Here is a 21,183-nt window from a genome sequence, read left to right as displayed (position 1 = left end):
GAAACCTTCAGGTCCGCGGCTTGGCGCGGCGTGTCGGCGTTGCGGCCGCCGGGTTTTCCGGCCACGGATGCCGCGGGTAGCGCCCCCGCATGTCCTTGCGCACATCGGCATAGGAATTGGCCCAGAAGCCGGGGAGGTCCGCAGTCTTTTGCACCGGCCGCCCGGCGGGCGACAGCAGCTCCAGCACCAGCGGCAGTCGCTTCGCGCCCAGAACAGGATGGACCGTCAGGCCGAATACCTCCTGCAGGCGGATCTGCGCAGCCGGAGCCTCTCCGCTGTAGTCGATCAGCACGGCCGTACCCGTCGGGGCCGTGAACCGGGCCGGCGCCAGCCGGTCGATTTCCGCCAGTCCTCCCAGTCGCGCCTGCAACGCCGCGTTCAGGTCGAGGGCTGCAAAGTCTTCCAGCCTCCGCATCCCGGCCATCCACGGCAGCAACCATTCCTCCAGCGCCATCATCAGGCTGGCATCGTCACATGGCGGCAGCTCCAGCCCGCTGGCCCGCGCCCATTCCGCCCGTGCCCGCAACGCGGTCGCAGCCTTGCCCCATGGCAACACCGCCAGACCAAGGTCGCGGATGCCCTCGAGGAGCGCAGGCAGCACCTCGTCGTCGCCCGCACCCGTCCAGTGCCGCTCCTCCAGAACCAGCGCCCCAAGGGTCACCTGCTCGCGCGCCTGCACACTGCGCGTCCGTCTGTCCCACTTGCAAATCCGCTGCTCCTTCAGCCGGTTGCCATGCACCTCCCGCACTTCGCTTTCGCTGATCGCCAGTGCCTTGCGGATGCGCGCCTCCCGCCGGTCACCGTCGAGGTCCGCCGCCACCAGCAACCTTTGTCCGGCAAGGCTGTCACTGTCCCGCAGAATGCCGCCCGCACCACCGGAAAGCAGGTAGCGCGGCTGGCCACCCGGCCGCCGCAACGCGATCCTGTCGGGATAGGCGAGCGATAGTAGTGCACCGGAGGACAGTCCGCGCTCCGCAGCCGCGTGCCTCCGCAACCGCTCCGCCTCCTGCCGCAGCGCCCCGCGCGCCGCCTTGGAGAGGCCGTCGCCGCCCCGCAGTGCCCGCAGCGACACCCCGAGATCCACGTCCTCACCTTCCAGCCGCCCCTCCACCAGCGCCGCCAGATCAGCCGCTTGCGTCCCGCCCCCGGCCACCAACATCCGTGCCAGTCGCGGATGGGCCGGCACCGCCGCCATCGCCCGGCCGGCCTCCGTCAGCGTGCCGCTCTCGTCCAGGGCCCCAAGTTCCGTCAGCAGCGCCCGTGCCTCGGCGAAACTGCCGGGATGCGGTGGCGTAAGGAAGGGCAGGTCCTCCGGCTGACGCGCACCCCAGACTGCCAGATCCAGCGCCAGCGGTGCAAGGTCCGCCACCTCGATTTCCGGCGGCGCGAAAGCCGGCATCGCCCCTGCCTCGCCCTTCGTCCACAGGCGGTAGCACCAGCCCGGCGCCACCCGGCCCGCACGCCCCATCCTTTGCGTGGCCTCCGCCCGGCTTACCCGCTCGGTCACCAACCGCGCCATGCCCTTGCCCGGATCGAACCTCGCCCGCCGCGCCCGGCCACCGTCGACCACCACCCGGATATCCGCCAGTGTCAAAGAGGTTTCGGCGATCGCCGTCGACAACACCACCTTGCGCCGGCCCTCCAATGGCTGCACCACCCTGCGCTGCGCGGCCAACGACAACCCGCCGTGCAGTTCCATCACCTCCACGCCCGGTTCCGGCCGCAGCCGCTGTGCCACCCGCGCGATCTCCGCCTTGCCAGGCAGGAACACCAGCACGCCGCCCTCCGTCTCCGCCAGCGCCTGCGCCACCAGATCGGCCACCGCGCTCTCGAACGCGCCGAACCGCTCCAGTTTCACCGGCCGGTCAAGAAACCGCTCCTCCACCGAAAACGCCCGCCCTTCGGAAGTGATCACCGGGGCATTGCCCATCAGCGCCGCCACCGGTTCGGCGTCCAGCGTCGCCGACATCACCAGCAGATGCAGGTCCTCGCGCAGCGCAGCGCGGATTTCGAGGCAGAGCGCCAGCCCGAGGTCGGATTGCAACGCCCGCTCGTGAAACTCGTCGAAAATCACGCAGGAAATTCCGCGCAGTTCCGGGTCGCTCTGGATCATCCGCGCCAGAGTGCCCTCTGTGATCACCTCGATCCGGCGGCCAGGCTTGCTGTCCCCGCGCATCCGGTAACCCACCGAGTCGCCCGGAACCTCGCCCCAGGCTTCCGCAAGCCGCTCCGCCGCCGCCCGCGCCGCCACCCTCCGCGGCTCCAGCATCAGGATACGGCCGCCAAACCCGGCCTCCTCTGCCAGATACAGCGGCACCCGTGTGGTTTTTCCGGCTCCCGGCGGCGCCTGCAAAACCGCCACCCCATGCGCACTTAGCCCCGCCAGAAGCGGGGCCAGTACAGGTTCTATCGGCAATGCGGCAGGCGGCAAGGTTCAGCGCCGGATGGCGGAAACCGTGCCGAAAGTCGTGTCGGTCTGAAAGCGCACCACCTCCATCATCCCGTTGGTCTCGCGCCAGAAGATCGAGAACGGAAAGTTCACCTGTTTCGCCATCAACTTGGGCGAAAAGCCGGAGATGCGGCTGTAGGTGCCATTGCAGACGAACAGGCCGTCCCGCGCAGGTTGCCGCGCTGCCACGCTCAGGCGTGACCGTTTGGAGCCGTCGAAGACCTCCACACGCTTACCACAGGCTTCACCCACCGGCATCGGCCGCAGCAGCGACAGCGTCGCCGAAATCGGATCGAGTGTTCCGCTCTGTGCCGACGGGGCGGCATCGTAGTCGCGCGGCGTCCGCGCCGGCGAGAAGCTGACATTACGCGGTGTCTTGGAGCCATAGGTGAACTTCACCGTCCGCTCGCGCTTGCCATCGTCGGACGTGCCGGAGTAACTCGCTGGCTGCAACGTGCCATCCGCAGCGATCCGCCCCTCGGACCGGCCCGCGAAGTCGAACTTGATCAACGCTCCCAGCAGGCCACCACCAGCCACCCGCGCGTTCACCGCATAGCGGTCGTTCGCCAGATTGGCATTCATCCCCATCGTCCCGAGTTTCAGACCACCCGCGTAGACATCGTATCGCTGCTCCTCGTCCGCCGCATGGGCGATACCGGCGGACAGGCCCGCCAAAAGGGCCGCAGCCTGGAGAATTCGTTTCAGCATGGCTCCATGCTCCTTTTCTCTGTATCGACAAGGCCCGGACGCTCCCGGCCTTATACCAACCCGAAGATATGGTATACAGCGCCGGTATTTGCAGGGCAAAAAAGCACTTAATCGCGCAAGGACGGTCACTTTGAATTCCACTCCCGACATATTTCGTGAGGAACTGGTCAACGGTTCGCGCCGCGCGCTCGCCAAGGCCATTACCCTCGTGGAATCGACAAACCAAGACCACCGCGCTCAGGCCGATGCACTGCTGGAAAGTCTGCCCACCCCGGCGGAGCCCAGCCTGCGCCTCGGCCTCTCCGGCACCCCCGGCGTCGGCAAATCGACCTTTATAGAGCGTTTCGGCCTGATGCTCTGCGAAGAGGGCCGCCGTCTTGCCGTGCTGGCGGTGGATCCGTCCTCGTCCCGCTCCGGCGGCTCCATTCTCGGCGACAAGACCCGGATGGAGCAACTCAGCCGCCACCCGTCCGCCTTCATCCGCCCCACACCCTCCGCCAGTCAGCTCGGCGGCGTCGCCCGGCGCACGCGAGAGGTGATCCTGCTGGTGGAGGCCGCGGGCTTCGACACCGTCATCGTCGAGACGGTCGGCGTCGGCCAGTCGGAAACGCTGGTGGCGGAGATGACCGATATCTTCCTGCTGTTGCTCGCGCCCGCGGGCGGGGACGAGTTGCAGGGGGTGAAGCGCGGTATAATGGAAGTCGCTGACATGATCCTCGTCAACAAGGCCGACGGTGATCTCATTCCCACGGCCCGCCGCACCACCGCCGATTACGCCGGCGCCCTGCGCCTGCTGCGCCACCGGCCACAGGATCCGGAGGGTTTCCCGAAGGCGGCGATGCTTTCAGCCGCCGAAGGCAGCGGCATGGCCGAAGCATGGGCCGAAATCGTCAGCCTGTCCGACTGGCGGCGACAGACCGGCGTGCTGGAGGAAACCCGCGCCCGCCAGACCCTCAGCTGGTTCGTCGAGGAAATCGAGGCGGCGCTGGCGTTGCGCGTCCGGCAGAGCCGCAACACCGCCGGCCTGCGCGCGGAACTGGAGGCGGATCTCCTGGCCGGGCGCACCACACCCCGCGCCGCCGCCGCCGCCCTGCTGGACAGTCTTTTCGCCCCCTGATACGCCCGTGCCCAGCGCCACTGTTTTTTGTGAAACCCCGCTTGACGCCCGCCCGCCTTGCGCCTAAAAGCCGGGTCTCGGATTTTGCGGCCGTCCCGAAGGCGGGGTGCGCCTGCGCGAAACAGATGAACCAAGGATGTAGCCCATGTCACGCCGCTGCGAACTCACAGGCAAAGCCCCGATGACGGGCAACAACGTGTCCCACGCCAAGAACCGCACCCGTCGCCGGTTCCTGCCGAACCTGAACGACGTCTCCCTCCAGAGCGAGACACTGGGCCGGAGCTTCAAGTTCCGCATCGCGGCCTCCGCCCTGCGCACCGTCGATCACCGTGGCGGCCTTGACGCATTCCTCGCGAAGGCGAAAGACACGGATCTCTCCCCCGCCGCGCTGAAGGTCAAGCGCGACATCGAGAAGGCACAGGCAACCGCCTGATCTTTTTACCTTTTCCGGCTTATTTGCAAAGCGCTCCACTCCGGGGCGCTTTTCTTTTTCGGGTGATCCGCCAGCCTTTATCGCCCGCAATACGATACCGCGCAGACGGCCTGCCCCTCGACCGGGCGCGGTACCCGCGCATCGACAGTCCTGTCGTCCCTCTCGGAATTCCGATCGAATTCAAGTCGGCGGAAGAACCTCAGCCCGCGGGCGCGCCGCACAGCTCGCTGGTCGCGGTGCCCCAGGCACGATAGCGCTGCAGGAACGCCTTCCGCGAAGGATTGTCCGAGCCGTGATACTTGAAGAACAGGTCCGGTTTGCGGATGATTCCCGCCGCCTTGTCCTGATCGCCCTTGCTCAGGGTCTGGTCGGCCACCGATTGCGCGCAGGCGCACACCTGCCGCCCGGGTGACCGCTCCGATTGCAGGCAGGCCCGCTCCGTCGGACCCATCGCCAGCACCGTCTGCGGCAATAGCAAGGCAGCCAAAAGCAATCCCCAACGAAGCATCTCGTCTCTCCCGATCTTCCTGATCCGCGCAAAGGCTAGAAAGCGAATTTGGCAGAGTCGTGGCAGATCGTGGTTAACAAGAGCCTTAGAGCCGTCCCGAATACGAGAAATGCGCGAAATCGGCCTGCCAGCCTTGGCCGGAGGTATCAAAGGCCATCATCCCCACGAAAGCGCCGGTGAAGGAGCCATGCTCGCCCCTGCCCGCCTCGTCAGACAAGATGCTGGCATCCAGCACCGGTCCCACGTCTCGCCATCCGCCCTCGAGCTTCGCCAGGAACTGCTGCTGTGCGCCGTCCACCTCCACTGCCAGTTCCAGCGGACCCTCCGGCATCGCCAGCGGCTCCATCGGATAGCTCAGCCGCGCCTCCCGCCAGTCACCGGGGCAGGAGAAGATGTTAAGGCACCGTCCCATCCCCGGCTCGACGCTCAGAAAAAGGCCGTGAAACTTGTGCTTGTTGTAATAGGTCACCAGCCCCGCCGCCTGCTGATACGTCGGCGGCTCCGCCGTCACCTCGGTTTCCGCCCTGTAGGCCAGTTCTGTCTGCCGTCGCGCCACAAAAGCCAACTCGAACCAGCTTCCGGGTGATTCCCGCCCGGTCAGGCGCAGGGCGTCACCGGTCAGCGTGAACAGCCGCTCCGGCTCCGGTGTTCGCAACCACTGGAAGTCGGATGGCAACTTCGCAGAATCAAAGCGGTAGTATTTCTCATCCGCCTGCGGTTTTGCGGGCTCCACCCCCGGGACCGGCACTTCCAGCCGTGGCACCATCCCGCCGCAGGCCAGCCTTGGCCAGCCGTCCTCGCCCCAGACGACCTCCTCGATCCCGGTTTCCCGGCCCAGGGTGCAGAACCGGCCCGGCAGCGGCCGGCCGCACAGGAAGGTGTGATACCACCGCCCCTCCGGCCCCTCAACGATCTGTCCGTGACCCACCCGTTGCAACGGGCTGTCCGGCGCATCCTTGGCGGTCATCAGGTGCACATCAGGGTGCATTTCGTAGGGGCCCAACACGTCGCGGCTGCGCGCCATCGTAACTGCATGGCCATAGCCAGTGCCGCCCTCGGCCACCGTCAGATAGGTCCAGCCGTCCTTCTCGAACAGATGCGGAGCCTCCGACATCCCCAGGTAGCTCCCGGCAAATATGTTGGTCACCTCTCCCACCAGCGCCCCGGCCTCTGCGTCGTATTCCTGCGCGACGATGCCGTCGAACCGCGCATTGGCCGGATGCCCCTTCTGCCGGTGGTTCCACAGCATGTTGACGAACCACTTCCGCCCATCCGGCGCGTGATAAAGTGACGGGTCGAAGCCCGACGAATTTACCCGCACCGGGTCGGACCACACCCCCTCGATCGTCGGGCTGGTGACAATGTAGTTGTGGGTGTCCTTGAAGCTTCCGTCCAGCCGCTTCACATCCGTATAGACGAGCCAGAACAGCCCGTCCGCATAACTCAGGCACGGTGCCCAGATACCACCCGAGTCCGGGTTGCCGCGCATGTCCAACTGGCTCGCCCGCTCCAGTGGCCGGCGCACCAGCGTCCAGTTGATCAGGTCGCGCGAATGATGGATCTGGACACCCGGAAACCACTCGAAGGTGGAGGTGGCAATGTAATAGTCGTCGCCCACCCGGCAGATCGAAGGGTCGGGGTTGAACCCCGGCAGAATCGGGTTGCGGATCATGTCAGTCTCTCCCCGGCAGCCACGCCTCTGCGCACCACCCATTTGTGTTTGCCGATCTTGCGCTCGCGCACAAAGCCCAGCCGTTCATACATGCCCAGCGTCCCGCCCCAGAGGAACGCGCCGGAAACCTTGCGGCCCTCCGTTTCCTCCGGAAAGGCCTCCACGCTGCCGCCGCCGGCCTCGCCGATCTGTTCCAAAGCGCCGCGCACGGCAAGGTCGGCAACACCCCGCTTTCGGTAGGCCTTGCCGACGAATAGGCAGGTGATCCGCGAGTCCGGCAGCGCCGCCAGCCCCTCCTCGTAGGCTTTCCGGTTCTGGATCGCGGGCAGTTCCGCCGGGCAGCCGTATTGTGCCCAGCCGGCACACTCCCCGCCATCGAAGACAAGCGCGGCATGGGTCTCCCCTGTCCGCACCATCGCCTCCTTCTTCGCCCGCTTGTCACCGATCCCCTGCGCAGCCTTGCCGCGGAAATGGAAGGCGAGGCACCAGCACCCGCCCCAGATGCCGCCATGCGCCTCCACCAGTTCGGCAAAGCCGTTCCACGTTTCGGCGTTCAGCGGGCGCACGGCGAGGGTCATCTCTCGGCAGCGCCTTCCTTCGTCTCGGAAGAAAGTGCCCAGAGATTGATGTTCTCCTCGTCGGCATAGGTGTCGATTTCGGCCAGTTCTTCGCCGGTGAACTCGAGGTTGCCGATGGCACCCACGCAATCCTCCACCTGGCTTGGCCGCGAGGCCCCGATCAGCGCTGTGGTGATCCCGCCATCGCGCAGCACCCAGGCAATCGCCATCTGCGCCAGAGTCTGGCCGCGCCGCTCCGCGATCTCGTTGAGCTTGCGGATGTTCTCGATCGCCTTTTCCGAAAGGAAATTCTGCTTCAGGCTCTTGCCCTGCGCGGCCCGGCTGTCCTCCGGTATGCCGCCGAGGTACTTCTTCGTCAGCATCCCCTGCGCCAGCGGCGTGAAGGCGATGGAGCCGATTCCGAGTTCCTTCAGCGTGTCCTTCAGCCCGTCCCGCTCCACCCAGCGGTTGATCATGTTGTAGCTCGGCTGGTGGATCACGCAGGGCGTGCCCAGCTCCTTCAGGATCGCCGCGGCCTCGCGCGTCCGCTCCGAATTGTAGCTGGAAATCCCGGCATAGATCGCGCGGCCAGAGCGCACGATCTGGTCGAGGGCGCCCATCGTCTCCTCCAGTGGCGTGTCCGGGTCGAACCTGTGGGAATAGAAGATATCCACGTAGTCCAGCCCCATGCGCTTCAGGCTGGCGTCGCAACTCGCCAGCAGATACTTGCGGCTGCCCCACTCGCCGTAGGGGCCGGGATACATCATGTACCCGGCCTTGCTGGAGATGATCATCTCGTCGCGATAGCCGCGGAAATCGGTCGCGAGGATATCGCCGAAAGCCTCTTCCGCGCTGCCCGGCGGCGGCCCGTAGTTGTTGGCCAGATCGAAATGGGTGATCCCAAGATCGAACGCTCTCCGGCAGATCGCCTGCTTGGTCTGGTGCGGCGTGTCATGGCCGAAGTTGTGCCACAACCCCAGAGATATCGCAGGCAGTTGCAGACCGGAGCGGCCGCACCGCCGGTAGATCATGTTCTCGTAGCGGTCTTCCGCCGGGACGTAATTCATATCATTTCCTCACTTCATCAGGGCCCGGGCCGCTTCCGGGCTCAGGGCTTCCGGCCGTTCGCATGTCGAGACGATATCGACGAACCGCCCTTCCTCGCCGGATTTCAGCACCGCCGTCATCACCTCCACGGCATGCAGCGCCACCTCTATGCCACAGCGCGGTGTGCGCCCGGTAGCGATCGCGTCGGCCATGTCTGCCAGCCCGGCCGTGCGGTAGTTTGCCCGGTCCGGGCCGCCGTCCTTGCCCTCCTGGTTGGCGACCCCGAACGGGTGGTTGTCGGGCTCCAGCAGGGTAATCGCACCTTCCGTATCGGCCACCTCCACATCGCCGCCAAAGAAGTTGGGATCAGGCACGAAGATCGCACCTTCTGTGCCGTACAGCTCCATGTTCGCGTGTCGGTGCGCGAACACGTCCCAGCTTGTCGAAACCGTCACCGTTGCGCCGTTCGCGAACTCCAGCAGCGCATGGATGTTCGTCGGCGTCTTTACCGGAATGTCCTCGCCCCTGCGTGGCTCGCTCAGGATGCGCCGTGTCGTGCGGGCCATGCTCGTCAGCGCCCCCACCCGCTTCACCGGGCCGATCAGGTTGATCAGGTTGGTCACGTAATAGGGCCCGATATCCAGCATCGGCCCGGCACCGGGCAGAAAGAAGAAATCCGGGTTCGGATGCCAGTGCTCCATCCCCTTGCTCATCACATGCGCCGTGCCGGCCACGATCCGGCCGACATCTCCGGCATCGATCACCGCCCGTGCCCTCTGATGCGCACCACCAAGGAACGTGTCGGGGGCCGAACACACCTGCAGCCCCTTCTCGGCGGCCAAGTCGCGCAGGCTCCGCCCGTCCTCCAGCGTCAGCGCCAGCGGCTTTTCCGAGTAGACATGCTTGCCCGCCCGCAGGGCCGTGCGCGTCACCTCCACGTGGGCGTCCGGAATCGTCAGGTTGACGATGATATCCACATCATCCGCCGCCAGCAGGTCGTCCACACTGTCCGCCCGCACGCCGAATTCCGCCGCCCGAGCCTCCGCCGCCGCCGGCACCATGTCCGCCACGGCCCGCACCTCGATATCCCGAAACAACGGCGCAAGGCGCAGATATGCTGCCGAAATGTTGCCGCAGCCGATTATGCCAACTCCCAAAACCATGGTTCAGCCCCTCAGTAGGATTGCGCGGCGGTGAGGGCGTTCTTGGCAAAACGCGCGTCGTCCGACGGATTGTCATGTTCCATTACGAAATGCTTTGCCGGCGTCGCCTTCAGCGCCGCCCACAGCCCCTGCCAGTCCAGCACGCCCTGGCCGACATCGGCCCAACCGTCCTCGTCCGCCTTCTCGCCCGCCGGCGCGATATCCTTCATGTGGACAGAGGTGATCCGGTCTCCCTCCCGGTCAATCCACGCCAGCGGGTCGCCGCCGCCGCGCACGATCCAGGCGATGTCCGCCTCCCACTCCAGCTCCGGTGCGCCTTCGAGAATGCTCTCCATCGGTACGGAGCCGTCAGCCTGTTTCTCGAACTCGAACGCATGGTTGTGCCAGCCAAAGCCCAGGCCCTCGGCCCGGATCATCGCGCCGGCCCGATCCAGCCGCATCCCGAAGGTCTTCCAGCCCTCGGCGTCGTCCGGGCGGTCATCCGGACCGATATGCGGGCAATAGACGGTCTCGATTCCCAGCGTTTTCGCGATTTCCACCGCACGCGCCGGATCGCCCTCCAGCATGTCGAGCCCGAAATGCGCTGTCGGCATTCGCAATCCATTGGCCGCCAGCAGCCCTTTCAGCGCCCCAAGGTCATCCAGCCCCTTGTAAAGCGCGCCATACCCCTCGACCTCCTTGTAGCCCATACCGGACAGCATGCTCAGCGTGTCTGCCAATGGCCCGAAATTGCGCGAACTGTAGAGTTGATAGGAAAAATCGGTCATCTGTCGTCTTCTTTCCGGCCCGGCACGGGGCCCTTGCTGTCTTTCGGCTTGATTGCTTCTTCGGTGCGTACGCCCAACATTCGGCCCCGTCCCGCTCACGGCCCCGGCCCGCTTACGGCCCCGGCCCGCAGGTGGCACCCTGCAGGTCGTACATGCGAAAATCCCCGGCCGCCGGCATCCCGCCTTCATCCGGTGAGAACGTCACCGTTACCGGCCGGTCCGGCAGCACCGCGAAGGCATTGTCGGAAAACCGTCCCGGCACATCCGTCTCGAGCATCACGAAAAAGGCAGGCGCCGCGCATGTCACCGTCAGCCGCCCGTCTTCCACCGCCAGACGCAGTTCCGGCGGGCGGGGCGCCAGCGCCTTCCACGGCTGCCGCGCCACTACGTCGAAGCCATCCATGCCGCCGCCGGACCATTCCAGCGCCAGCAACGGAAAGTCGCCCAGATCGCCCGCTGACAGCGTGCCGATCTCCGTTGCCACCCGATGCGACAACAGGTGACTGCGGCGCGGCATTGGCGCCTGTTCGCCACATTCCGCCAAGCGCATCACCTGCAGATCCACCTCCACATCGGCCCCGGTGTCATTCAGTCCCACCAGCCGGAAGTCCTCGCCCTCCGGGATCGCCACCACCTGCACCGGTTGATAGAACCGCCGCGCCATGTGGTGCAGCGCCTTCCAGCTTCCGCCATGGTTCAGGCTCGCCCAGCTTGCCACCGGCCATGTGTCGTTCAACTGCCAGTACAGCGTGCCCATGCAGCGCGGTTTCGTCGCTCGCCAGGCCTCCACCGCCGTCCGGATCGCCAGCCCCTGCTGGATCTGGCTGAGGTAGACAAAATCCTCGAACCGCGCCGGAAACCGGAATTCGCGGAACATCGTCTCCGCGATCCGCGCATTGCCGCCGGCATTCTTCTGGTGCGCCTCCATCACCGGGCTGGCGATATTCCTGTCCTCCGGCGCCGCAAAACCCCGGATCACCGGCAGCGACGGAAACGACTGGAACCCGAACTCGGAGCAGAAGCGCGGCGCCACGTCCCGGTAATGCGCAAAGTCCCGGCCCTCGTGCCAGACAGACCAGAAATGCATGTCCCCGCTCGTGTCATCATGCCATGCATCTCCGAACGCCAGCGGCCCCGGCGAAGGCGAGGACGGCCACCACTGCGCACCGGGCAGGGCCGCCTTCAGCCGCTCCTCGATCCGCCAGTTCAGCCGGTCATAGCTGACAAGGTAGCGGTCCCGGTCGTTGCGGCTCTCCTCGAACCAGCCCAGCGCGCCGATCAACTCGTTGTCGCCACACCAGATCGCCGCGCGATGGCCCAGACGCAGCGCCTGGTAATCCACCTCCCTACCGACATTTTCCAGAAACGGCTCGGTAGAGGGGTAGAGGTTGCAGGCGAACATGAAATCCTGCCAGACAAGCAGCCCCAGCACGTCGCAATCCTCGTAGAAGCTGTCCGGCTCATACCGGCCACCGCCCCAGACGCGGATCATGTTCATGTTGGCGTCCACCGCCGATTGCAGCAGCGCCCGCGTCTTCTCCCTGCTGATCCGTCCCGGCAGCGCATCCGCCGGAATCCAGTTCGCCCCCCGGCAGAAAACATCCTCACCGTTGACCCGCAGCTTGAAGCTGCGCCCCACTTCGTCCGGCTCCGAGATCAGCAAGACCTCGCGCAGCGCCAGCCGGATCACCCGCGTTTCGCTGCCTGCGGTCACCCGCAGGGCGTGCATTACCTGCGCGCCCAGTCCCGCCGGCTGCCACAATTCCGGGTCGTCTATCTCCAGCCCCAGCACGTGGCGTACAGGCTCCCGCGTCACCTCCACCGTGGCGCGCGCATCCTCACCGCAGCAGCTCACCTCCAGTTCCACACGCTCGGCCCCGGCCAGCCCCTGCAGGCTCACCCCGATCTCAAGCTCCACCCTGCCGTCGAAATGCACCTGCGTCACGTCAACGACACCGATCCACGGCCCCGTCTCGCGCAACTCCATCGCCCCGTACAGGCCCAGCGGCGCCAGCGCGATGTTCCAGTCCCACCCGAAATCACACTGCACCTTCCGCAGCATGTTGCCATTGGCCAGCGGCGAGTTACCCTCGTGGTACGGCACCCTGAACGGCTGCGCCGCCTGCAGGGCATCGGCCACCGCAAGGCTGGATGGGAATTTCACTGCGATCTCGTTCTCGCCTGGCCGCAGCACGCCGGCCAGCAGCACCTCCTGCGGATGAAAGGCATTCTCCGCCAGTGCCACCAACTCGCCGTTGATGCTGATCTCCGCGACGCAATCGACACACTCCAGGTGCAGATGTGCCCACTCCGCCCCCTCCGCCTCGAACCGGCGCGAGATTGTCCACTCCCGCTCTGCCACCCAGCGGCAGGCCATCTCGTTGCGGCCTTCATAAGGCTCCGGCAAATGTCCGGCGGCGATCAGCGCAGAATGCACGTCACCCGGCAGCACGATCTCCAGATCGTACTCCCCAAGCCCGTCCCGCAGCCGCCAGACACCGGCGAGGTTCATCAGATGCGGTCCTCGCTCTTCACGTCAAACAACGACGATTTCGCGATATCGAACGTCAGGCCCACCACCTGCCCCGGGCGGTACTCGGCATCCGCCGAGATCCGAACGGATACCACCTGCCCCGCCACCCGCACCCACAACAGACTGTCGGAGCCCATGGGCTCGTCGATGTCCACCACCGCCGGAATGCCCGTACCCTCCGGCCCCACTGTGATATGCTCCGGCCGCACCCCGAGGATCAGGTCACGCCCCGGCAGAACCTGCCCGCCGTCATACGCCGTCAGCGGTACCGTCACGTCCCCCATGACGAACCCGGCCTCGCTGCTCCGCCCTTCCAGCATGCTCATGGCCGGGCTACCTATGAACCCGGCCACAAACAGGTTCGCGGGCTTGTTGTAGATCTCCTTCGGTCCGGCCAGTTGCTGGATGATCCCGCCGCGCATCACCGCGATCCGGTCGGCCAGCGTCAACGCCTCGATCTGGTCATGCGTCACGTAGACCATGGTGTTTTCCAGCTTCTGGTGCAGCCGCTTGATCTCCACCCGCAATTCGGAGCGTAGCTTGGCGTCGAGGTTGGAAAGCGGCTCGTCGAACAGAAACACGTCCACATCGCGCACCAGTGCCCGCCCGATCGCCACCCGCTGCCGCTGCCCACCCGACAGCGCACCCGGCTTACGGTCGAGCAGCGGCTCGATTTGCAGGATTTCCGCCGCGCGCGCCACCCGGCTCTCCACCTCGGCTTTCGGCATCCGTTTGTTCTTCAGGCCGAAACTCAGGTTCCCACGCACCGTCATCTGCGGATAGAGCGCGTAGGACTGGAACACCATGCCGATACCCCGGTCCTTCGGCTCCTCCCATGTCACGTTCTTGCCCTTTATCCAGATTTGCCCGTCCGAGACATCCAACAGCCCGGCAAGGCAGTTCAGCAACGTGGACTTGCCGCAGCCCGAGGGCCCCAGCAGCACCAGAAATTCTCCGTCCTCGACGGTGATATTCATTTTCCTGAGCACATGGACGGCGCCGAAACTCAGGCTCAGGTCTTTCACTTCGATACTTGGCATTGCCTCACCCCTTCACCGCGCCGGCGGCAATGCCGCGCACGAACAGTTTGCCCGAAACAAAATAGACGGCCAGCGGCACCAGCCCCGTCAGGATCGTTGCGGCCATATTCACGTTGTATTCCTTCACCCCCTGCACCGAGTTGACGATGTTGTTGAGCTGGACGGTCATCGGGTAATTCTCGGGCTTGGTGTAGATCACCCCGAACAGGAAATCGTTCCAGATGCCGGTCACCTGCAGGATGATCGCCACCACGAAGATCGGCAGCGCCATCGGCAGCATGATCTTGAAGTAGATCGCCCAGAATCCGGCCCCATCGACCCGTGCCGCCTTGAAAAGCTCCTCTGGAACGGAGGTGAAATAGTTGCGGAACAAGAGCGTCAGGATCGGCATCCCGAAGATGGTGTGCACCATCACGAGACCCCAAAGCGAACCGTAGAGACCGATCTCGCGCAGCACGATCACGATCGGATAGATCATCACCTGATAGGGAATGAATGCCCCGATGATCAGGATCGTGAAGAACAGGTTGGCCCCCTTGAACCGCCAGTTCGCCAGCGCATAGCCGTTGATGCTGGCGATGATGATCGAGGCCACCACCGAAGGCACGAGGATCTGGACCGAATTCCAGAAACCCCGGCTCAGCCCGTCACAGTTCAGCCCGGTGCAGGCCTCCGCCCAGGCTTTCACCCACGGCGCGAAGGTCACCTCCACCGGCGGCGCGAACACGTTGCCCATCCGAATTTCCGGCATGCCCTTCAGCGAGGTGACGATCATAACGTAGAGCGGCAACAGGTAGTAGACGCTCACAACGATCAGGGTGCCGTAAATGAAGATGTTGCGGCGGGAGAATCGCCGGCGCGGTCGCGGACCGCGCGGCCCTGCCATCGCCCCGGCGGCGGCATCGGCCCCGGCGACGGTGGCGGAAAGTGTTGCCGGATTAGCCACGTCTCTTCCCTCCGAATTCAAGATAGGCCCAGGGAATGATGACAATGGACACCGACAGCAGCATCATCGTCGAGGCTGCAAAGCCCTGACCGAGGTTCTGCCCCTGAAACATGTAGTCATAGACGTATTTGGCAGGCACCTCCGTGGCGATGCCCGGCCCCCCGCTCGTCTGCGCGACAACGAGGTCGTAGACCCGGACGATGCCGCTGGCGATGATCACGATGGTGGTGATGAAGACGGGGCGCATCATCGGGATGACAATGAACAGGTACGTCTTCCACATCGGGATGCCATCCACCCGCGCGGCCTTCCAGATATCCTCGTCAATGCCGCGCAAACCCGCCAGCATCAGGCACATCACCAGTCCGGTTCCCTGCCACAAACCTGCGATCAATACGCCATAGATGGCGATGTCCGCGGTGTAGAGCGGATCGAAGGTGAAACTTTCCCATCCCATGGATCGCACCACCGCCTGCACCCCGTACTCCGGGTTCAGCAGCCACTGCCAGACCAGCCCCGTCACCACGAAGGACAACGCGAACGGATACAGCAGAATGGTGCGGAACGTGTCCTCGAACCGGATCTTCTGGTCCAGCAATGCCGCCAGCACGAAGCCGATGAGCAACGAGAAAATCAGCGAGAGAATGCCGTAGATGAACAGGTTCTCGATAGAGATCAGCCAGCGGTTGGCGGACCACAGCCGCTCATACTGGTCCAGTCCGACGAACTTGGCCCGCGGCAGCAGCTTGGAATTGGTGAAGGAATAGACGATCGTCCACACCGAACAGCCAAAGAAGATCACCACCGCCGTCAGCATCATCGGTATGGCGGCAATCTTGGCATTCAGATTGCGGAACAGTTGTATCGGGCGACCGGTGGCGGCCATGCAGTCCCCTCCTGTGCGTGAATAGGGCGCAAGTCGGGCGGTGCGCAGAGGGCACACCGCCCGTCAGGGGGGATCAGTCGGCGTTCTTCACGATATTGACGAAACGCGCCTGCGCGTCTTCCACGGTAATGGAAGTGTCGTTGAAGAACTCCACGAACAGGTCATTGAGCTGGTTGTTCGTGTCCTCGGTATTCAGCTGGTTCACCGCGGGCATCACGTTGCCGGAAGCCAGGATCTCCAGCCCCTTCTTCATGCAGTCGTTTGCCGCGGCGAGATCGATGTCACCCCGGATCGGCAGCGACCCTTTCTTCAGGTTGAAGGCCACCTGCGTTTCCGGGGAAACCATCGTCGAGGCCAGCGCTTCCTGCGCCGCCGCGATTTCAGGATCCTCGATCAACGGGAAATAGAACGCGTCACCATCGGTGGAGATCAGTTCGTTCACGCCAAGGCCCGGCAGGCAGGTATAATCCTCACCGGCCACTTCCTCGGCCACCTGGAATTCGCCCTGAGCCCAGTCGCCCATCACCTGGCCGCCGGCGGCATCGGTGATCACCAGGTTCGTCGCCTGGTTCCAGTCCTGCACGTTCGAGCCCTGGGACATGTCGCGCGCATCCGCAGCCGCCTTGAACACGCGGGCGATTTCTTCACCGGCCGCCAGATCGGCGTCCTTTTCACCATAGAGCTGTACCAGTACGTCAGGCCCGGCCAGCGCCACCATCAGCACGTTGAAAAGGCCGGAGTTCTGCCACGGCTGGCCACCCAGCGCCAATGGCACCTTGCCCGCTTCCTTCAGCGCCGGGGCGGCAGCGACATATTCATCCCAGTTCGTCGGAACGTCTACGCCCGCATCCTCAAATGCCTTGTTGGACAGCCACAGCCACTGCCAGGAATGGATGTTCACCGGCACGCAGTAAATCTTGCCATCCACCGTGCAACTGTCCAGCAGCGAGGGCGGGTTGATGATATCCCGCCAGCCTTCGGCTTCCGCCAGCTCGGTCAGGTCGCGCAGCACGCCCGCCTCGATCAGTTCCTCGGCCTGACGTCCATGGTTGAACTGGAACGCGCCCATCGGATCGCCGCCGATGATCCGGCTGACCATCACAGGCCGCGCGGTACTGCCGCCGCCGGCGATGGCACCGTCGACCCAGTTGTGATCGGTATTCTCGTTGAACGCGTTGGCGAATTCCGCCACGGCAGCCGCTTCGCCACCGGATGTCCACCAGTGCGTGACCTCAAGATCGGTCGCTGCCGCCATCGTCGCCCACGGCAGGGCCACGGACGCCGCAAGGGCGATCTTCCGCATGGATGTCTTCATTTTCATTCCTCCCAGTGTCTTTTTTGACATTTTCTGTCTGCACATTCTAAATCGATGCCGCTCGACCGTAGCCAAACCCATGCAGCAAAGCAATCTGGAATACGCCGCGAAAGCTTGCGGCAACAGCCCCCGCCTGCTTGCGCGGGAAATCGGGCACGTACATCAGATGACGCCAAAAATTCCCTGAAAAACAAAGGTGTTGACGCATTTTGCCTGCGGCGTCTATGCTGACATTCCGCTCAGGTGGGCCGAACACTCCGCCTGCGCTCACCACAATTCGGCTGGGGATAACTGAAACGTTTCAGCGACTTCCGGTTCCGAATTCCGAATCAAGCCGACATCCATCGGGCATCCCGTCCGCGACTCGACATTCAGGCGTAAAGATCATGGCAGAGAAACAACGCCCCACAGGCAAGCCGCGTCCGACGCTGAAGACGATCGCCTACATCACCGGCCTCGGCGTCACCACCGTGTCCCGCGCGCTCTCCGACGCGCCCGACATTTCCAAGGCCACCAAGGCCCGCGTCCGCACCGTCGCCCGCGAAATCGGGTATCGACCGAACCGGGCCGGCGTCCGCCTGCGCACTGGCAAGACGAATGTCATCAGCTTCATCCTGAACATGAAGCGCGACAAGCTGGGCACCACCACCCACCTCATGCAGGGGCTGACCCACGGTCTCGCCGGCACCGCCTATCACCTGATCGTCACCCCCGCCCCCGCCGATGCCGAAGATCTTTCGGCCGTGCAATACGTGGTGGAGACCGGTTCCGCCGACGGCATCATCCTCTCGGATATCGAACCGCAGGACATCCGCGCCGCCTATCTGCAGGAGCGCGGCTTTCCCTTCGTCACCCACGGGCGCCCCGGCCTGGCCGCTCCCGCCCCATATGTCGATTTCGACAACCACGCTTTCGCCACCCACGCCGCCGAACGCCTGCGCAGTCTCGGCCGCAGTCGCCTGGCCCTCATCCAGCCACCGGCCCATTACGCCTACGCCCAGCACATGCTCGAAGGCTTCCGCGCCGTCGTCGATGCCCATGATCTGATCGAGGTGCCACTGCGCGACATCTCCTCGGAAAGCCCGCGTCTGGACGTCATCAACGAAATTGCCCGGATCCTCGCTTCCCGCCACCGCCCGGACGGCATCGTCGCCTCAACGGTGATGAGTTGCCTTGCAGCCACCGCCGCAATCGAGGCGGCAGGCCTGCGCATCGGCACCGACATCGACATCGTCGCCAAGGAACCGCTCGAACTGCTTCGTCTCTTTCGGCCGGAGATCCACGTCATGCACGAGGATCTGTTCCGCGCCGGGGCGGACATGGCCCGCGCCATGCTCGTCCATCTCGACGACTCCACCGACGAGATCCCCGAAATCCTCCACCAGCCTTCCGGCTTCGACGGGGACTGAGCCGCCGCGATGACCGTCCCCGCCAAGCCCCTGGTCCACCTCTGCTTTGCCGTGCTTGCTCTTGCCACCGTGGTGCTGGCCTACCGGCAGATCATCGTCCAGCAGCATGCGTGGAGCCTTGACGGCTGGCTGATCTCCTACGATGCCGGCTTCGTCCGGCGCGGCCTGACCGGGTCCCTCATCTCCCGCCTGCCCGTCCCCGCGCCCTCGGCGGTATTCCTGCTCGTCACCGCCCTGAGCCTCGTGCTGATCCATGCCGCCTGGCGGCTGACGCTCCGCGCCGGTCCGGCGCCCGCCTTCCTCCTCGCGCTGGCCAGCCCCGCCGCCTTCCTCTTCCCGTTTGGTGATCCGGAAGGCGCCTTCCGTGCAGAGCTTCTGTTCCTCGCACTCTTCGCCACGATGCTCTGGCAGCAGGCCCGCGGCCGCGGCCACCTCATCCCCGTGCTCTGTCTCGCCTTGCCGATCTGCGTTCTCGCTCACGAGATCACGCTGGCCCTCCTGCCAGCCCTCCTGCCGCTCCTTCATGGCCACTGGCGCAAGCCACTGCTACACGCCGCGCTGGCCACTACCATTCTCGCCGCCACCGCCGTCATCCTTCACCACGGCACGGCCGAACAGGTCACAAGCCTCTGCGCCGGCCGCTCCCCTGCCTGCGCGGTCAACAGCCCCTTCTCCGTTCTGGGCGAGGATGTCACCGACGCCCGCGCCGCCCTCGCCCCGCTGCTGCCCGACTACTTCCGGCAGTTGCCATGGATCCTGTTTCTCGGCCTCGCCCCCCTGCTGCCCGCCGCCTGGGCCGCCCGCCCGACTGCCGCACAACTCGCCGGCCTTGGTCTGACGGCGGCATCCCTCTGCGCCCTCGCCGCCATCGCCAGCGACTGGGGCCGCTTTCTCTCTGCCTTCGCCGTCATCGCCACCCTGCAACTGCTGGCGGCCGCGGCCCCGCGCCCCGCGGCCCGCCTGCCGCTCTGGCTGATCGCCATCGCCACTCTGCTGGCCCTCTCATGGCAACTCGGCCATTACCACGATCTCTTCCGCCCCGGTCCGCTCGCCTCCCTCTGACCGCCGCATGTTCCGTAACAAGGCCCGGCCACGGCGCTCTTGCCCCTTGCCTTCCCGGCCGAACCACAGCACTTTCCGCCGGATGGAAATGCTCCCCGCCCCGCGCGACAACCTGCGCGGCATCGCCTGGATACTGTTCTCTGTACTGGCCGCCAGCGGCATGTCGGTTGCCGTCCGCGAATTGTCGGGCGGTCTCGACAGCCGGATGATCGTGCTCCTGCGCGCCACCCTTTCGTCCGCCGCGATCCTCGCGCTGCTGGCAACGCTGCCGCGCCTGCGCGCCAGCCTGCGCTTCACCCGGCCCGCCACCCATATCACCCGCGGCCTGCTGATCGCCCTGTCCACCCATCTCGGCTTCTACACTCTGGCGGAAATTCCACTGGCCACCGCCGCGATCCTGTTCTTCACCGCGCCGATCTTCGCCACTATCCTTGCCGGGCCGCTGCTGGGCGAACATGTCGGCCCCCGCCGCTGGGCCGCCGTCGCCGCCGGTTTCGCCGGCGCGCTGATCATCCTGCGTCCCGGCGTCGGCGACCTGCACCCGGCGATGCTCGCCGCGCTCGGCTCCTCCGCCTTCTTCGCCATCGCGCTTCTGCAGTCCCGCGGCCTGGCCGAGGCCGATGGTCCCTTCTCGGCCTTCACCTCCTCGGTGATCATCACCGCGTTGGCAACGCTGCCGTTCATGTCCGGCGGCTGGGGCCTGCCGCCGACGGGCTTCGCCTGGGCGATCACGGGCCTTCTGGTCATCACCGGTGCCGCCCGCGGCATTGCCGACATTCAGGCCTATCGTCACGGCGAGGCCAGCATCCTCGGCCCGATCACCTATCTGCGGCTGGTGCTGGTTGGTCTGGCCGGCTACCTGTTCTACGGGGAAATCATCGACGGGCCGACACTCATCGGTGCCGCCATCATCATCGCCTCGACGCTCTACATCTCGCAGCGCGCCGCGCGGCAGGCTCAGAACCGCCGCCGCGCCGCCAGCGCCGCCGAGATCGTACCGTCGTCGAGGTAATCCAGTTCACCGCCGATCGGCACCCCCTGCGCCAGCGAGGTCACCTCGACATTCGCCCCCTCCAGCTGGTCGGCAATGTAATGCGCCGTGGTCTGGCCGTCGACGGTGGCGTTCAGCGCCAGGATCACCTCGCTGATGCTCTCGTCCGCCACCCGTTCCAGCAATGCCGGGATGCGCAATTCCTCGGGTCCGATCCCGTCCAGTGCCGACAACACGCCACCCAGCACGTGGTAGCGCCCGCCGAAGGCCCGCCCCCGTTCCATCGCCCAGAGGTCGGCGACATCCTCGACAATGCACAGCACCCCGGTCGCGCGTTTGGGCGCGGAACAGATGGCGCACAACTCGGCGGAGCCGATATTGCCGCACACCCGGCAGGCGCGCACCACCGCCGCCGCCTCGGCCATCGCCCGGGCCAGCGGCTCCATGACGCTCGCCTTTTTCGCAATCATGGTCAGTACCGCCCGCCGGGCCGACCGCGGCCCCAACCCCGGCAGCTTCGCCATCATCTCGATCAACCGCCCGATTTCGGGCCCCGCCTCATCCATCGCTCACCCCTTCG

19 protein-coding genes are annotated in these 21,183 nt (G+C 65.4%); 5 read left to right on the top strand and 14 right to left on the bottom strand.

Annotation, left to right across the window (positions count from 1 at the left end; genetic code table 11):
• Window positions 1-7: 7 nt before the first annotated feature.
• Together hrpB and GO499_RS01515 are read right to left on the bottom strand one after the other, a co-directional pair.
• Window positions 8-2,431, bottom strand: coding sequence for an ATP-dependent helicase HrpB (hrpB, locus tag GO499_RS01520; RefSeq protein WP_161860524.1), 2,424 nt, complete (start codon window positions 2,429-2,431; stop codon window positions 8-10).
• Between the two features lie 3 nt (window positions 2,432-2,434).
• A complete protein-coding gene (locus GO499_RS01515) occupies window positions 2,435-3,157 on the bottom strand; it encodes a DUF3108 domain-containing protein (protein ID WP_161860523.1) in 723 nt (240 codons plus the stop codon).
• 130 nt (window positions 3,158-3,287) lie between these two features.
• Here GO499_RS01515 and meaB point away from each other — a divergent pair, with 130 nt between their 5' ends.
• Together meaB and rpmB are read left to right on the top strand one after the other, a co-directional pair.
• Window positions 3,288-4,274 carry a methylmalonyl Co-A mutase-associated GTPase MeaB gene (meaB, locus tag GO499_RS01510; RefSeq protein ID WP_284154857.1) on the top strand — a complete coding sequence of 329 codons (987 nt, stop codon included), beginning with the start codon at window positions 3,288-3,290 and terminating at the stop codon, window positions 4,272-4,274.
• A 145-nt stretch (window positions 4,275-4,419) separates the two neighbouring features.
• The gene (gene rpmB / locus GO499_RS01505; RefSeq protein WP_161860521.1) at window positions 4,420-4,707 is read left to right on the top strand and encodes a 50S ribosomal protein L28; all 288 of its coding nucleotides are present in this window, start codon (window positions 4,420-4,422) and stop codon (window positions 4,705-4,707) included.
• Window positions 4,708-4,906: 199 nt separating this feature from the next.
• Here rpmB and GO499_RS01500 read toward each other — a convergent pair whose 3' ends face one another.
• The 11 genes from GO499_RS01500 to GO499_RS01450 form a co-directional block, all read right to left on the bottom strand.
• Window positions 4,907-5,215 carry a hypothetical protein gene (locus GO499_RS01500; RefSeq protein ID WP_161860520.1) on the bottom strand — a complete coding sequence of 103 codons (309 nt, stop codon included), beginning with the start codon at window positions 5,213-5,215 and terminating at the stop codon, window positions 4,907-4,909.
• Window positions 5,216-5,300: 85 nt separating this feature from the next.
• The gene (locus GO499_RS01495) at window positions 5,301-6,887 is read right to left on the bottom strand and encodes a glycoside hydrolase family 43 protein (RefSeq protein ID WP_161860519.1); all 1,587 of its coding nucleotides are present in this window, start codon (window positions 6,885-6,887) and stop codon (window positions 5,301-5,303) included.
• Window positions 6,884-7,465: a GNAT family N-acetyltransferase gene (locus tag GO499_RS01490; protein WP_161860518.1), complete on the bottom strand. Its 582-nt coding sequence runs from the start codon at window positions 7,463-7,465 to the stop codon at window positions 6,884-6,886. Before GO499_RS01490 ends, GO499_RS01495 begins: the two co-directional genes overlap by 4 nt.
• Window positions 7,462-8,511 carry an L-glyceraldehyde 3-phosphate reductase gene (gene mgrA, locus GO499_RS01485; RefSeq protein ID WP_161860517.1) on the bottom strand — a complete coding sequence of 350 codons (1,050 nt, stop codon included), beginning with the start codon at window positions 8,509-8,511 and terminating at the stop codon, window positions 7,462-7,464. The genes GO499_RS01490 and mgrA overlap by 4 nt, the downstream gene beginning before the upstream one ends.
• A gap of 9 nt (window positions 8,512-8,520) precedes the next feature.
• The gene (locus GO499_RS01480) at window positions 8,521-9,654 is read right to left on the bottom strand and encodes a Gfo/Idh/MocA family protein (protein ID WP_161860516.1); all 1,134 of its coding nucleotides are present in this window, start codon (window positions 9,652-9,654) and stop codon (window positions 8,521-8,523) included.
• A gap of 11 nt (window positions 9,655-9,665) precedes the next feature.
• On the bottom strand, window positions 9,666-10,421 hold the full coding sequence (locus GO499_RS01475) for a sugar phosphate isomerase/epimerase family protein (RefSeq protein WP_161860515.1): 756 nt from the start codon (window positions 10,419-10,421) through the stop codon (window positions 9,666-9,668).
• Window positions 10,422-10,533: 112 nt separating this feature from the next.
• Window positions 10,534-12,933, bottom strand: a complete 2,400-nt coding sequence (locus tag GO499_RS01470) for a beta-mannosidase (RefSeq protein ID WP_161860514.1) — start codon at window positions 12,931-12,933, stop codon at window positions 10,534-10,536.
• Window positions 12,933-13,994, bottom strand: coding sequence for an ABC transporter ATP-binding protein (locus tag GO499_RS01465; RefSeq protein WP_161860513.1), 1,062 nt, complete (start codon window positions 13,992-13,994; stop codon window positions 12,933-12,935). The genes GO499_RS01470 and GO499_RS01465 overlap by 1 nt, the downstream gene beginning before the upstream one ends.
• A 4-nt stretch (window positions 13,995-13,998) precedes the next feature.
• Window positions 13,999-14,880: a carbohydrate ABC transporter permease gene (locus GO499_RS01460; protein ID WP_284154967.1), complete on the bottom strand. Its 882-nt coding sequence runs from the start codon at window positions 14,878-14,880 to the stop codon at window positions 13,999-14,001.
• A 52-nt stretch (window positions 14,881-14,932) separates the two neighbouring features.
• Window positions 14,933-15,826 (bottom strand): carbohydrate ABC transporter permease, encoded by an 894-nt coding sequence (locus tag GO499_RS01455; RefSeq protein ID WP_161860511.1) that lies wholly within the window; start codon window positions 15,824-15,826, stop codon window positions 14,933-14,935.
• 73 nt (window positions 15,827-15,899) lie between these two features.
• Window positions 15,900-17,141 (bottom strand): ABC transporter substrate-binding protein, encoded by a 1,242-nt coding sequence (locus GO499_RS01450; RefSeq protein WP_161860510.1) that lies wholly within the window; start codon window positions 17,139-17,141, stop codon window positions 15,900-15,902.
• 386 nt (window positions 17,142-17,527) lie between these two features.
• Here GO499_RS01450 and GO499_RS01445 point away from each other — a divergent pair, with 386 nt between their 5' ends.
• From GO499_RS01445 to GO499_RS01435, 3 genes are all read left to right on the top strand, one after another.
• Window positions 17,528-18,550 (top strand): LacI family DNA-binding transcriptional regulator, encoded by a 1,023-nt coding sequence (locus tag GO499_RS01445; RefSeq protein ID WP_161860509.1) that lies wholly within the window; start codon window positions 17,528-17,530, stop codon window positions 18,548-18,550.
• Between the two features lie 9 nt (window positions 18,551-18,559).
• Window positions 18,560-19,612 (top strand): hypothetical protein, encoded by a 1,053-nt coding sequence (locus GO499_RS01440; RefSeq protein WP_161860508.1) that lies wholly within the window; start codon window positions 18,560-18,562, stop codon window positions 19,610-19,612.
• An 88-nt stretch (window positions 19,613-19,700) separates the two neighbouring features.
• The gene (locus tag GO499_RS01435) at window positions 19,701-20,624 is read left to right on the top strand and encodes a DMT family transporter (RefSeq protein ID WP_161860507.1); all 924 of its coding nucleotides are present in this window, start codon (window positions 19,701-19,703) and stop codon (window positions 20,622-20,624) included.
• On the opposite strand, the gene recR is transcribed toward GO499_RS01435, so the two are convergent.
• Window positions 20,570-21,169, bottom strand: coding sequence for a recombination mediator RecR (recR, locus tag GO499_RS01430; RefSeq protein WP_161860506.1), 600 nt, complete (start codon window positions 21,167-21,169; stop codon window positions 20,570-20,572). The two genes, GO499_RS01435 and recR, sit on opposite strands and share 55 nt — an antisense overlap.
• Window positions 21,170-21,183 lie beyond the last annotated feature (14 nt).

The organism is Algicella marina (genome assembly GCF_009931615.1).
Classification (GTDB): Bacteria; Pseudomonadota; Alphaproteobacteria; order Rhodobacterales; family Rhodobacteraceae; genus Algicella; species Algicella marina.
The sequence above is the reverse complement of the archived record's forward strand: the minus strand, read 5'-3'. Positions and strand labels throughout refer to the sequence as shown.

What these genes read in the sequence shown, in the direction of transcription:
- GO499_RS01515 (WP_161860523.1), bottom strand. Translation starts at nt 3,157, where the DNA reads ATGCTGAAACGAATTCTCCAGGCTGCGGCCCTTTTGGCGGGCCTGTCC.
- rpmB (WP_161860521.1), top strand. Translation starts at nt 4,420, where the DNA reads ATGTCACGCCGCTGCGAACTCACAGGCAAAGCCCCGATGACGGGCAAC.
- GO499_RS01500 (WP_161860520.1), bottom strand. Translation starts at nt 5,215, where the DNA reads ATGCTTCGTTGGGGATTGCTTTTGGCTGCCTTGCTATTGCCGCAGACG.
- GO499_RS01495 (WP_161860519.1), bottom strand. Translation starts at nt 6,887, where the DNA reads ATGATCCGCAACCCGATTCTGCCGGGGTTCAACCCCGACCCTTCGATC.
- GO499_RS01490 (WP_161860518.1), bottom strand. Translation starts at nt 7,465, where the DNA reads ATGACCCTCGCCGTGCGCCCGCTGAACGCCGAAACGTGGAACGGCTTT.
- mgrA (WP_161860517.1), bottom strand. Translation starts at nt 8,511, where the DNA reads ATGAATTACGTCCCGGCGGAAGACCGCTACGAGAACATGATCTACCGG.
- GO499_RS01480 (WP_161860516.1), bottom strand. Translation starts at nt 9,654, where the DNA reads ATGGTTTTGGGAGTTGGCATAATCGGCTGCGGCAACATTTCGGCAGCA.
- GO499_RS01475 (WP_161860515.1), bottom strand. Translation starts at nt 10,421, where the DNA reads ATGACCGATTTTTCCTATCAACTCTACAGTTCGCGCAATTTCGGGCCA.
- GO499_RS01470 (WP_161860514.1), bottom strand. Translation starts at nt 12,933, where the DNA reads ATGAACCTCGCCGGTGTCTGGCGGCTGCGGGACGGGCTTGGGGAGTAC.
- GO499_RS01465 (WP_161860513.1), bottom strand. Translation starts at nt 13,994, where the DNA reads ATGCCAAGTATCGAAGTGAAAGACCTGAGCCTGAGTTTCGGCGCCGTC.
- GO499_RS01460 (WP_284154967.1), bottom strand. Translation starts at nt 14,880, where the DNA reads ATGGCAGGGCCGCGCGGTCCGCGACCGCGCCGGCGATTCTCCCGCCGC.
- GO499_RS01455 (WP_161860511.1), bottom strand. Translation starts at nt 15,826, where the DNA reads ATGGCCGCCACCGGTCGCCCGATACAACTGTTCCGCAATCTGAATGCC.
- GO499_RS01450 (WP_161860510.1), bottom strand. Translation starts at nt 17,141, where the DNA reads ATGAAGACATCCATGCGGAAGATCGCCCTTGCGGCGTCCGTGGCCCTG.
- GO499_RS01445 (WP_161860509.1), top strand. Translation starts at nt 17,528, where the DNA reads ATGGCAGAGAAACAACGCCCCACAGGCAAGCCGCGTCCGACGCTGAAG.
- GO499_RS01440 (WP_161860508.1), top strand. Translation starts at nt 18,560, where the DNA reads ATGACCGTCCCCGCCAAGCCCCTGGTCCACCTCTGCTTTGCCGTGCTT.
- GO499_RS01435 (WP_161860507.1), top strand. Translation starts at nt 19,701, where the DNA reads ATGCTCCCCGCCCCGCGCGACAACCTGCGCGGCATCGCCTGGATACTG.
- recR (WP_161860506.1), bottom strand. Translation starts at nt 21,169, where the DNA reads ATGGATGAGGCGGGGCCCGAAATCGGGCGGTTGATCGAGATGATGGCG.